Source organism: Photorhabdus sp. RM96S (assembly GCF_042879335.1).
Classification (GTDB): domain Bacteria; phylum Pseudomonadota; class Gammaproteobacteria; order Enterobacterales; family Enterobacteriaceae; genus Photorhabdus; species Photorhabdus kayaii.
On sequence record NZ_JBHFKT010000126.1, the window covers coordinates 1 to 1,070 of the forward strand.

At 64.0% G+C, this 1,070-nt stretch carries 2 protein-coding genes; both read left to right on the forward strand.

Features of this window, described 5'->3' with window-relative positions:
• Positions 1-524 (forward strand): VasL domain-containing protein (locus tag ACGF49_RS24560; protein WP_387493316.1); only part of this gene is annotated, 524 nt, incomplete at its 5' end.
• Positions 525-545: 21 nt separating this feature from the next.
• The coding region (vgrG, locus tag ACGF49_RS24565) for a type VI secretion system tip protein VgrG (protein ID WP_387493319.1) at positions 546-1,070 on the forward strand (525 nt) is incomplete at its 3' end.

Here is a 1,070-nt window from a genome sequence, read left to right on the forward strand (position 1 = left end):
CCAGGCTGGCCTGGCTGTACCACCCCGACCTGCAAACTTATGCGCAGCAGTTAACCCGGCTGGCGGACACCTCGCCGCTGGTGGTGCTGCAACAGGCTGAGCAGCTGACCGACAGGGCGCAAAAAACCTGGCCGCAGGACCGCCGGCAGCAGCGGGCAACGCAGCGCTGGCAGCAGTTACAGACCCTCCGGCGGGAAAACGCGCCGACGCCCGGCAGCTGGCAGCAGACCGGGCATCAGCTCCAGTTACTGGCGGACAACATCCTGGAACAGGAGCGCAACCGGGGCAGTTTCACCCTCTCTTACCTGAAAACGGCGATTTACCAAATCCAGCACAGCCACCACCGTGATATCCCGCTGGAAGAGCTGCTGCGCCAGCTTTCCGCCGCCGTCGAACAGGGACAGCCCGTCTCACCGGCGCTGATAAAAAAGACCGACGACCGGTTTAACGCCCTGCTCAGCCAGTATGACGCGTTGCAAAAAGCCGCCGGCCTGACCGCGCTCCCCGAGCCGCTCCGCCCGTAAATTCAGAGAAGGAACCCTTATATGTCATTCCAGAAAAAAACCGCCGCCGCCGGCAACCTCGCCCGGCCCCTCGCCGACCGGCTGAGTCCCCAACGCGCCGGTGGGTTACAGTTTACCCTCACCGCCGGCGGCCTGCCGCCGCACACCTTCGTGGTGGCCGGCTTTACCCTGCACGAAGCCCTCTCCACCCCGTTCACGCTGACCGTCAGTTTAGCCAGCGCCGACCCGGCGATTGATTTCGCCGCCGTCCTCGACCAAAGCGCCACCCTGACCATCCTGCGCGCCGGCAAAGTCGAGCGCGCCGTCACCGGCATGGTCGCCGGTTTTGTCCAGGGCAATACCGGCAAACATCAGACCCGCTATGACATGACCATCCGGCCCGATATGTGGCGCGCCACCCTGCGCCAGAATGCCCGGATTTTTCAGCAGCAGGACATCAAAACCATCCTCACCACCCTGCTCAAAGAGAACGGCGTCCGGGATGTGGCGTTCAGCCTGCGCAACCCCCACCCGGAACGGGAGTTCTGCGTCCAGTACCGCGAAACC